The 9,649-nt window shown below is 68.7% G+C and carries 8 protein-coding genes; 3 read left to right on the top strand and 5 right to left on the bottom strand.

Annotated elements, in window-relative coordinates:
• Positions 1-492 (top strand): NAD(P)H-dependent oxidoreductase (locus VHS75_RS10350; protein ID WP_329638537.1); only part of this gene is annotated, 492 nt, incomplete at its 5' end.
• Positions 493-496: 4 nt separating this feature from the next.
• On the top strand, positions 497-1,297 hold the full coding sequence (locus tag VHS75_RS10355; RefSeq protein ID WP_329638538.1) for a class III extradiol ring-cleavage dioxygenase: 801 nt from the start codon (positions 497-499) through the stop codon (positions 1,295-1,297).
• Here the strand turns inward: VHS75_RS10355 and VHS75_RS10360 are convergent.
• Positions 1,294-3,714 (bottom strand): ATP-binding protein, encoded by a 2,421-nt coding sequence (locus VHS75_RS10360; RefSeq protein WP_329638539.1) that lies wholly within the window; start codon positions 3,712-3,714, stop codon positions 1,294-1,296. The two genes, VHS75_RS10355 and VHS75_RS10360, sit on opposite strands and share 4 nt — an antisense overlap.
• Before the next feature lie 69 nt (positions 3,715-3,783).
• Positions 3,784-4,602, bottom strand: a complete 819-nt coding sequence (locus tag VHS75_RS10365) for an RNA methyltransferase (RefSeq protein ID WP_329638540.1) — start codon at positions 4,600-4,602, stop codon at positions 3,784-3,786.
• Between the two features lie 109 nt (positions 4,603-4,711).
• On the opposite strand from VHS75_RS10365, the gene VHS75_RS10370 reads away from it, so the two are divergent.
• Positions 4,712-5,968 carry a cytochrome P450 gene (locus tag VHS75_RS10370; protein WP_329638541.1) on the top strand — a complete coding sequence of 419 codons (1,257 nt, stop codon included), beginning with the start codon at positions 4,712-4,714 and terminating at the stop codon, positions 5,966-5,968.
• Positions 5,969-5,975: 7 nt separating this feature from the next.
• On the opposite strand, the gene VHS75_RS10375 is transcribed toward VHS75_RS10370, so the two are convergent.
• The 3 genes from VHS75_RS10375 to VHS75_RS10385 all read right to left on the bottom strand — a co-directional run bounded on the left by VHS75_RS10375 (position 5,976) and on the right by VHS75_RS10385 (position 9,582).
• Complete coding sequence (locus VHS75_RS10375; RefSeq protein ID WP_329638542.1) at positions 5,976-6,992, bottom strand: response regulator; 1,017 nt, start codon at positions 6,990-6,992, stop codon at positions 5,976-5,978.
• A gap of 71 nt (positions 6,993-7,063) precedes the next feature.
• Entirely contained in the window at positions 7,064-7,882 is an 819-nt protein-coding gene (locus VHS75_RS10380; protein ID WP_329638543.1) for an acyl-CoA thioesterase, read from the bottom strand.
• Positions 7,883-7,923: 41 nt separating this feature from the next.
• Positions 7,924-9,582: an FAD-dependent oxidoreductase gene (locus VHS75_RS10385; protein WP_329638544.1), complete on the bottom strand. Its 1,659-nt coding sequence runs from the start codon at positions 9,580-9,582 to the stop codon at positions 7,924-7,926.
• Between the last annotated feature and the right edge of the window lie 67 nt (positions 9,583-9,649).

A 9,649-nucleotide genomic window follows, 5' to 3' on the forward strand; every position in this document is an offset into this window, starting at 1 on the left:
CTCGCCAAGGCGATCGCCGCCGTGGCGCCGACCGACCTGACCTTCGACTTCGTCGAGATCGGGGCCTTGCAGCACTTCAACCAGGACCTTGAGGCGACGCCGCCCGCGGAATGGACCGCTTTCCGCGAGGCCGTGAAGGCCGCCGACGCGGTGCTGTTCGTGACGCCGGAGTACAACCGCGGCATCCCGGGGGTGCTGAAGAACGCCATCGACGTGGGCTCGCGCCCCTATGGCGCCAGCGTCTGGAACGGCAAGCCGGCCGCGGTGGTCAGCAATTCGCCCGGCGCCATCGGCGGCTTCGGCGCCTATCACCAGCTGCGCCAGTCCCTGGTCTTCCTGAACATGCCGACCGTGAACCAGCCGGAGACCTATGTCGGCGGCGTCGCGGCCATGTTCGATGAGAACGGCGAGCTGACCAACGAGGCCACCCGCGAGTTCCTGATCGGCTTTGGCCAGGTGTTCGCTGACGGCATCGAGAAGCACGCGAGCTAGGGCCATGACGCTGCCGACCCTGTTCGTCCCCCACGGCGCGGGTCCGTGCTTCTTCATGGACTGGACCCGCGGCCCCGCCGACACCTGGGACAGGACCGCCGTCTGGCTGAAAGGCCTCGTGGCGGATCTCCCCGAACGGCCCAAGGCGATCCTGATGGTCAGCGGCCACTGGGAGGAGCCGGTGTTCACGGTGGGCTCGGCGCCCAGGCCGCCGATGCTGTTCGACTACTACGGCTTCCCGGAAGAGACCTACCGCCTGCGCTTCGATGCGCCTGGGTCGCCGGCCCTCGCCGCGCGGGTGCGGGAATTGCTCGGCGCGGCAGGCTTTCCGACCGCGGAAGACGCCCAGCGCGGCTACGACCACGGGGTCTTCGTGCCCCTACTGCTGGCGACGCCTGCGGCGGACATCCCGGTGGTGCAGCTCTCGCTGCGCGCTGACCTGGACCCGGAGGCGCATCTGGCCGCGGGCCGCGCGCTGGCGCCCCTTCGCGACGAAGGCGTCTTGATCGTGGGTTCGGGGATGAGCTGGCACAACATGCGCGGCTTCAGCCCGGCTTTCACCGACAAGTCCAAGGCCTTCGACGCCTGGCTGGAGACGGCGCTCGCCGACCCCGCCCATCGCGACGACGCCATCCGCCACTGGGATCAAGGCCCCTATGCCCGCGAGGCGCATCCACGCGAAGAGCACCTCGCGCCGCTGTTCGTGGCCGCCGGCGCGGCGGAGGGCGAGCCCGGACGCCTCGCGTTCCGCGACGTGGCGATGGACGTGGCGATCAGCGGCTACGAATTCGGCCGGGCGGCCTAAGCCGCGGCGGCTTCCGCGACCGCCTTCCGACGGGTTTCCAGCGCGACTGCAATAGCCTCGAACAGGCGCGCCGCCTCGATGGGTTTGGCCACGAAGTCGTCCATGCCGGCCTCTGCGTATTCCGCCACCTGATGCGCCATGGCGTTGGCGGTCAGCGCGACGATCGGAGTGCGCGCGAGGCCCGCAGCCCGCTCGCGGGCGCGGATCATGCCGGTCGCGGTGGGCCCGTCCACGTCGGGCATCTGGACATCCATCAGGATCATGTCCCAGGGCTCGCTGGCCCAGGCCTCGACGGCCTCGCGGCCGTTGCCGACGATCGTGGGCTCGATGCCGATCTGCGCCAGCAGGGTGCGTAGGACCAGCTGGTTCATGCTGTTGTCCTCGGCTGCCAGCACTCGGATCGCGACCGCCTCTTCCATGACAACCGGCCGCGTCCCGGCGACCCGCGACGTCCGCTCCGGTGAATCGGCCGTCCGCTCCAGCGGCAGCTCGACCGTGAAGGTCGCGCCCTCACCGAGTCTGCTCTCGGCGTGAATCTCGCCGCCCATCAGCGCCGCCAGGTCGCGACAGATCGAAAGGCCCAGCCCGGTGCCGCCATAGCGCCGGGTCGTCGAGGCGTCAGCCTGCTCGAATTTCTGGAAGAGGCCGGCCAGCTTCTCCGGCGCGACGCCAATACCGGTGTCTGCGACCTGCAGCCGCAAGCGCCGGCCTCGCCGCGACAGGGTCACCTTGACCTCGCCCTTTCCGGTGAACTTGAGCCCGTTGGAAATCAGATTGTAGAGGATCTGGCGGACACGGACGCTGTCGCCGACGTAAACACCCCGCGCCGCCGGCTGGATATTCAGCGTCAGCGCCAGCCCCTTGGCCTGAGCGGTGGCGGCGAAGGCGCTCAGCGCGCCCTGCACGGTCTCCTCCAGGTCGAACTCGGCGCGTTCCAGCTCCAGCTTGCCGGCTTCGATCTTGGACAAGTCCAGCACGTCGTTCAGGATCGCCAGCAGGCTCTCGCCGGACTGGCGGATCACATCCAGGCGTTGGCGCTGCTCAGCATCGAGCGTGCCCATGGCCATGGCCTGGGCCATGCCCAGCACGCCGTTCAGCGGCGTGCGGATCTCGTGGCTCATGGTGGCCAGGAAGGCGCTCTTGGCGCGGGTGGCCGACTCCGCCTCCTCCTTGGCCTGGACCAGGGCGAGTTCGGCGGCTTTGCGGTCGGTGATATTCTGCAGCGCGCCGATCATCCGCAGCGGTTTGCCCTGGTCGTCGGTGAGATAGCGCACGGCGCCCTGCACCCAGACCTCCCGGTGGTCCGAACGGCGCACGCGGTACTCTGGGCGGTAGGCCGCGCCCTCCTCCTGGTGCCGGCGCCACTCCTCCTGCACCCGCGGCAGGTCGCGCTCGTCGATCGTCGACCAGATGTCACGAGCTAGCTGCGGGTAGGTCGGCTCCTCGTTGTAGAAGCTTGCGGCCGCGCCGATGTTGATCAGCTCACGGCGGCGGTAGTCCAGCTCCCAGACGTGGATGTCGGCCGTCTCCATCGCCACGCGCAGGCGCTCTTCCGAGCGTTCCGTCCGCTCCAGCGCCTCGACCATATTTGTCACATCGTGCGAGCTGATGATCAGGCCGCCGATCTCGCCGTTGCTTTCCCGCCAGGGCGTCAGCTCCACCTGCAGCCAGATGATCGATCCGTTGGGGCGGTGGAATTCCACGCGGTCGGCCTGGACCGACTCGCCGGCGAGGCAACGGTCATAGACCGGCCGCCACTTCTCGTAGGTGCTGGGGAACAGCTCATAGAGCGAGTGGCCGATCACCGCGTTGTCGCCGAGCTGGCGGCTCTCGATCCAGCGCGGGCTGGCGGAGATGATGCGCATCTCCAGGTCGGTCATCAGGAGGGACAGCGGCGCGGTGTCGAGGATCTGAGCGACCATGCGCCGGGCGACGTCGCTTTCCCGGCGCGCAGTCTCGCGGCCGTTACGGGCCTGAACGCGGCTCCACTCATCGGCCACCACGTCAGCCAGGTCCTGCAGGCGCGCGGCGAGGGCCTCGTCGTAGGGCTTCGGCTCAGTGCCGGCGACGGCGAAAACGCCGGGGATCGAGCCATCCTCCAGCCGGATCGGGGCGGCGGCGTAGAAGCGCACATGGGCCGGGCCGGTAACGTTGGGACGGTGGCGGAAACATTCGTCCAGGCTGGCGTCGGCGATCCAAAGCAATTCACCGGAATCGATCACCAGCCGCGCGACCGGCGCGTCCTTCGGCGCCTGGCCGCCGGGATCGTGGCTGCGCCAAGCCTCGCCGTCGCCCATCAGCACAACCGCGGCGTCGACATCCTTGAACAGGGTGCAGGCCAGCCGGCGGGCGCGGTCAAACACCGGCCCCGACTGTTCCAGGCCTTCCGGCGCTTGCGGGCGCGTTTCGCCGGACATTCGCTTCCCCAAGCGGCGGAGTTCCGCCAGTCGATCCAACCCTGGCCTATCGCCGGTTAAGAAAGGGCTTTAGTCGCAGTCTTCGGCGCGTCGCCCCGCAACAATCTGATGCAGAACAATGCCGCTGGTGGTTGCAACGTTCAGGGAGTCGAAACCGCCAGCCATGGCGATCCGCACGCCGCGCGCCCGGGCCATCACCGACGCCGGCAATCCAGGGCCTTCCGCGCCGAACAGCGCCGCCGTCCGCGGTCCTGGCCGCAGGTCCGCCAGTTCGGTCTCGCCGCTCGGCGACAGCGCCAGGACATCGAAGCCCTCCACCGCCAGCCGCGCCGCCAGCTCGGCCGCCGTCCCGGCCCGGGCGAAGGGCGTGGTCAGCGCCGCGCCCACCGAGACCCGGATCGCCTTTCGGTAGAGCGGATCGCAGCAATCCTCGTCCAGCAGCACGGCGTCCGCCCCGAAGGCCGCGGCGTTGCGGAACAGGCCGCCCATGTTGTCGTGATTGGCGATGCCGGCCAGGCCGACCACCAGGGCGCGCGCCGGCAGGCCGGCCAGCAGGCTCTCCAGGTCCGGCTCGGCGCGGACTCCGGCCGCCAGAACGCCGCGATGGATGTGAAAGCCCGCCACGGCGTCCATCACCGCCTGCCCCGCCGCATAGACCGGGATGTCCTGCGCAAGCTCCGCCAGCAAGGGCGCGAGCGCCTCCGTGCGCTTCTCCGCCACCAGGACCGAGCGCAGGGGATGTCGCCCACTGTGGATCAGCTTCTCCAGCACCACCACGCCCTCGGCGATGAAGCCGCCCTGACGGCCCACGAGATCGCGCTCGCGGACCTGCCGGTAGTCGGCAAGCCGGGGATCGTCGGGGTCGGTGACGGGGATCAGGGGCGGCACACGAGCGGTTCTGTCATGGTCCGGCGAGCGCCTCCAGACCACCTTAAAGTTGACGCTGGCGTCATCTTGCGATCTATACGATGCTTAAATACCCCCGGGAGGACGAACCATGGCCGACGGCAATCTGGCGAATCTAGCTGAGGCGCGCGAAGCCGCCTACGCGACGCCGCTGGCGGATCTGAACCCCGCGCAGCCGGAGCTCTTCCAGGCCGACGCCATGTGGCCGATGTTCGAGCGCCTGCGCGCCGAAGCCCCCGTGCACTACACCCGCGAGCACGAGTTCGGACCCTACTGGTCGATCACCAAGTACAACGACATCATGGCGATCGAAACCAATCACCAGGTGTTCTCGTCCGAAGGCGGCATCACCATCGCCGAACCGCCCGGTGGCGACGGGCCGCTGCCGATGTTCATCGCCATGGACCCGCCGCGTCACGACGTTCAGCGCAAGACGGTCAGCCCGGCCGTGTCGCCCACCAGCCTGCAGGTGATGGAGCCGCTGATCCGCGAGCGGGCGGCGATGATCCTGGACAACCTGCCGATCGGCGAGGAATTCGACTGGGTCGACAAGGTCTCCAAGGAACTGACCGGCATGACGCTGGCCACCCTGTTCGGCATGCCGCAGGAGGATCGCCGCCAGCTCATCTACTGGTCAGACGTGGTCACCGCCGCGCCCGGCCAGGGTCTGATCGACAGCTTCGAACAGAAGATGGCGATCTTCGTCGAGTATCACGCCTACTTCACCAAGCTCTGGAACGAGCGGGTGAACACCGATCCCACCGGCGACCTGGTCTCGATGCTGGCGCATGGCGAGGCCACCCGGAACATGGAGCCCCGCGAGTTCTTCGGGAACATCGTGCTGCTGACCGTCGGCGGCAATGACACCACGCGCAACACCATCTCCGGCTCGATCCTGGCGCTGAACCAGAACCCCGATCAGTACGCAAAGCTGCGCGAGAACCCCGGCCTGATCCCCTCAATGGTCTCCGAGACCATCCGCTGGCAGACGCCGCTGGCCCACATGCGCCGCCGCGCGCTGGCCGACTTCGAGTTCGGCGGCAAGACCATCAAGAAGGGCGACAAGGTCATCATGTGGTACGTTTCGGGCAACCGCGACGACGAGGTGATCGACCGGCCGAACGACTACATCATCGACCGCGAACGGCCGCGCACCCACATCTCGTTCGGCTTCGGCATCCACCGCTGCGTCGGAAACCGCCTGGCCGAGCTGCAGCTGAAGATCATCTGGGAAGAGATCCTCAAGCGCTTCCCGACCATCGAGGTCGTGGGCGAGCCCAAGCGGGTCTATTCGACCTTCGTGAAGGGCTACGAGACCCTGCCGGTGATCATCCCCACACGGAATTGAGCGGGCGCTAAGCGACCTTGGCGAACTCGACCGGATCCCAATCTGTCGCCGTCGTAGGCTCGGCCATGGCCGTCCCGATGGCTTTGAACAGGGCCGCGCCCACGATGGGTTTGGCGAGCCACGCACCGATGCCGGCCTGGGTGTAGCCGTCGACGTCGCGCGATGACGGATCGGCCGCCAGCGCCACGATGGGCGTGCCCTTCCAGCCGGACTTCGCCTCCACCGAACGGATCGTCCGCGCTGCAGCGAGGCCCTCGATTTCAGGCGTCTCAGTGTCCAGAAGGATCAGGTCCCAGTCTTCACGTCGCCAGGCCTCGATCAGTTCGTCGCCATGAGCGACGAACTCGGTCTCCATGCCGATCTGCGCCAGTACGGTGCGCAGCATCAGCTGATGGACCCCGTTGGTCTCGGCGATCAGGACGCGCCTGGGCCGTCCATCGCCGGATTTCGCGGCCGCGAACGACGGCAGATTGGTGACCACCGTCGGTTTCGCCTCGGCGGCGGTCGCGGCAACCGGCCGCTCCGCAGGCTTCGCCGACGGCGAGCCGACGACGCCCTTGAGGATCGTCTCGATATTCTCGCCGGCGGCGCGCAGCGTGGTCAGGCGGTTGCGCACCCCGACCGCCATGCGGCGGTCGGACGCCATGGCGGCGGTGGCGGAGAGCATCTTGCCCAGCGCCGGAATGACGTCCTGCTCGAGGGTCGCCAGGACCGCGCGGGTGACGCGGCCGGCGCTCTCGAGGGAACTCGACGCCGCGGAAATCGCAACCTCGGCCCGCCGGACGCGGGCGGCGGAACGGATCGCCCGGGCCATGCCCAGGCCCGTCGCCGCCAGCACCGCGAGGATCGCGGCCGCCGCCAGCACCCGCTCTATCCCATGGGTGTGCGGCCCGGCGACGAAGGCCAGATAGCCGATCGCGAACGACGGCAAGGCCAGCTCGATCATTGACGACAGCGCCTGCTCGGAGCGAGCCGCGCCCAGCCCCGCGGCGAACCGCGGCGTATCCATCGCTTCTTCCACCATCACCAACCCCTCTTTTTCTTTAGGGTGAGCGCGGTTTGAAAAATTCCGGTTAACGACGCAATTACCGTATCTTAACGATCGCCGATGGCATCCCGCACCCGGACGATCAGCGACTGACTGGCCGTCGCCATCAGCTCGCCGTCCTGGGCGAACAGGTAGATCGCGCCGTGGCCGAAACCGCCGTGGACCCCCAGGATACGGATGTCGCAGAGCACCCATTCGGTGGGGACGATCCGGCGGATGCGCAGGGTGTTGTCCAGGCTGTTGCCGCCGGCGTTCTGGCCCAGGGCGTTGCCGATGCCCGAGGGCACGTGATCGGCGATGATCGCCAGCATCGAGGCGTCGACGGCGAATCGCTCGCGGGGACGAACCCAGATCAGGAGGCGTCCGTCCTCCTCCGCAGCGCCCTGACGGTCGAAGCCGTAGTGGCCCTTGGCGACGCGCACCTCCATGCGGCTGTGCAGCCCATAGTGCGCCGCGCGCCAGTGCTCGCCGGGCTCACAGTCCTCGGGCCGCGGAACGTCCGGCATGGTCAGCCATTGCCGCGAGAGCTCGCTGGGCCGCGCGCCCAAGGCGGCGTTGACGGTGAATATCTCCTTGTCGCCCACATGGCCGATGACCCGGGCCTGGCTGTTGTATTTGCCGGCGGCGGGGACCCAGACGTCCAGGTCCACCACACTCGGCGGCTTGGCATAGGACAGGTACTGCGCGGTCGCCCAGATCAGCGGCCGGCCCGTGGTGCGCTCCATCGCCCCGATCGCCGAGGCGAGGCCCACGCCGCCGAACATGAACATCTCGTCCGGCCGCCCGACACAGACGTCCGGCGTCAGCGGCATGAACCAGCGGTGCGGGTTGTGCGTGGCGCGCAGGTCGAAGAAGGAGGGATCCATCCCGCTTCATGAGCCCGCCGACGCCGGTTTCGCAAGCCCGCCTAAGCCGTTGTGGTCAGGCCGCCCAGGAACGCGTGGATCTGCGCCACCACCGCCGCGCCCTCGCCCACGGCCGCCGCAACCCGCTTGGTCGAGCCTGCGCGCACGTCGCCGATGGCGAAGACACCCGGCCTCGCCGTTTCCAGCGGCCGCCCGGCGTTGGCGCCCGTGACGACGAAGCCCTTGGCGTCGGTCTCCACGCAGCCCTGCAGCCAACCGGCGTTGGGATCGGCGCCGATGAACAGGAAGAGGTGGCGCATCGGCCGATACTTGGTTTCACCCGTCTGGCGGTTGCGGCAGGTCGCACCGGTCAGGCCCTGAGCGCGGTCGCCTTCGACGCCGACGATCTCGGTGTGGGCGTGCAGCTCGACGTTCGGCAAGGCGGCGATCCGGTCGACCAGGTATCGCGACATGGTCGCTTCCAGCCCCGGTCCGCGGACGATCAGATGCAGGCGGTTCACCTTCGGCGCGAGGAAGACCGTGGCCTGGCCCGCCGAATTGCCGCCGCCCACCAACGCCACCTCCTCGCCTTCACAGAGCTTGGCCTCCACGGCGGACGCCCAGTAGGACACGCCGGCGCCTTCTAAGGTCTCGATGTTCGGGATGGCGGGACGGCGGTATCGCGCGCCGGACGCGATCACGACCGTCCGGGTGCGCACCCGCGAGCCGTCGCTGAGCTCCAGCTGAAGGGGGTCCCCGTCGGATCGCGGGATGTCGCAGTCGAGCCGGGTGACCTCCAGGGGCACGGCGATCTCGGCGCCGAACTTCTGGGCCTGGTTCAAGGCACGGCCCGCCAGCGCCTGGCCTGAAATGCCGGTCGGAAATCCCAGGTAGTTCTCGATCCGCGCCGAGGCGCCCGCCTGGCCGCCCATCGCCCGCTGATCGAGCACCAGCACCGAAAGCCCTTCCGACGCAGCATAGACCGCCGTCGCCAGGCCGGCGGGGCCTGCGCCAACGACGGTCACGTCATAGGTCTTGTCCGGATCGGGCGGGACGAGCAGCCCCAGGCAGGCGGCCGCCTCGCCGTTCGACGGGTGGCGCAGGATCGTCCCGTTCGGGCAGATCATCAGCGGAAGCTCCGCGGGCGCAACGCCCATCCGCTCGACCAGCGCGTGGCCCTCCCCGTCGCCGATCGCCGCCAGGACCGCGTGCGGATAACCGTTTCGCGACAGGAACACTTGCAAGCGCACAAGGTCCGGGTGGTCCGCCGCCCCGACCAGGATCGCCCCGGCGGCGCCCGCCTCCAGCAGGCCCATCCGACGCAGGATCAGGGCGCGCATGATGATCTCGCCCAACTCGGCGGCGCCGATCAGCAGGGCCCGGAGATGCGGGGCGTCAAACGGCAAAGCCACAGCGCCGTCCGGGCCCGCGCGGGCGGCGGACAAAGTCCCCCGACCGGCGAGTTGACTGACCTCGCCGGTGAACTGGCCCGCATGCTCAACCGCGATCTGTTCGTGGTGTCCAAGGCCGTCGTGATGATTGATCTCGATGGCGCCTTCCAGCAACAGCCAGGACGGCACGTTGCGCTCGCCGACGTCGTAGAGCAGTTCACCAGGCGGGAATGTGCGGGCAGGTCCACTGGCGAAGCGCCGCGCGGTCGCCACCTGGGCGGCGTCCAGCACCGGGAACATCTGCGCCTGGCGGGTCTCGATCATACTCATGGCCGCGCCTCCTAGACCCTTTCCCGGCTGACTTGAATCAAGTCAGCCGGGAAAGAACAGGGTGGTC

Origin of the sequence: Phenylobacterium sp., from assembly GCF_036264965.1 — a bacterium.
Taxonomy (GTDB): domain Bacteria; phylum Pseudomonadota; class Alphaproteobacteria; order Caulobacterales; family Caulobacteraceae; genus Phenylobacterium.

Coding starts and splice junctions, on each gene's coding strand:
- VHS75_RS10355 (WP_329638538.1), top strand. CDS start 497: ATGACGCTGCCGACCCTGTTCGTCCCCCACGGCGCGGGTCCGTGCTTC.
- VHS75_RS10360 (WP_329638539.1), bottom strand. CDS start 3,714: ATGTCCGGCGAAACGCGCCCGCAAGCGCCGGAAGGCCTGGAACAGTCG.
- VHS75_RS10370 (WP_329638541.1), top strand. CDS start 4,712: ATGGCCGACGGCAATCTGGCGAATCTAGCTGAGGCGCGCGAAGCCGCC.
- VHS75_RS10375 (WP_329638542.1), bottom strand. CDS start 6,992: ATGGTGGAAGAAGCGATGGATACGCCGCGGTTCGCCGCGGGGCTGGGC.
- VHS75_RS10380 (WP_329638543.1), bottom strand. CDS start 7,882: ATGGATCCCTCCTTCTTCGACCTGCGCGCCACGCACAACCCGCACCGC.
- VHS75_RS10385 (WP_329638544.1), bottom strand. CDS start 9,582: ATGAGTATGATCGAGACCCGCCAGGCGCAGATGTTCCCGGTGCTGGAC.